This is a genomic window from Treponema sp. R6D11 (assembly GCF_054786075.1).
This window is the reverse complement of the sequence record NZ_BDHD01000713.1, coordinates 1-589: the sequence shown is the minus strand read 5'-3', so window position 1 is coordinate 589 and position 589 is coordinate 1. Positions and strand designations below refer to the sequence as shown.

Annotated in this window: 1 pseudogene; it reads left to right on the top strand. The window is 48.2% G+C overall.

What is annotated here, in order from left to right:
• Positions 1-156: 156 nt before the first annotated feature.
• Positions 157-589, top strand: a pseudogene (locus tag ACYVTD_RS15655) (glycoside hydrolase family 5 protein); the annotation flags it as partial.

Genomic DNA, 589 nt, shown 5'->3' with positions numbered 1-589 from the left:
TTGGTGGTGTTGGAGAGGGTACTGTTGTATCGAAACCGCCGCACCGCATCGGTCGAGCAGAGCCAAGTCCATTCCCAACTTTTCCATTGTCCACGCCGGGGCGCCGTCTTTGCCGACGATTTTCTTAAGCCCTTCATCGTCAAGTACATAAACGCGATGAAAGAGGCGAACGAGAAAAACTTTTTCTTTATAGAGGGGCCGCCTTCAAGCACAAGGGCGGAATCCCACCCGTCTTGGAACAAGTCCGACCCCGGCAACACGCTTAACGCTTTTCACTGGTACGACGGCCTGACCCTTTTTACAAAAAGTTTCCGTTCATGGTTCAACGTGAATCTTGACACATTTAAATTTATCATAGGCAAGAAAAATGTAAGAGCCTACTTTAAGGACTGCCTTACGAAGGGGATAAAAATAACAAGGGAAAAAATGGGGAACGTACCGTGTTTCCTCGGGGAATTCGGGCTGGCGTTTGACTTAAACAACAGGAGCGGTTTTAAGAAGGGCGATTACACGTTGCACGAAGAAGCGCTGTCCATGTATTACGACGCCGTGGACGCTAACCTTCTTCACTGCACAATCTGGAATTATT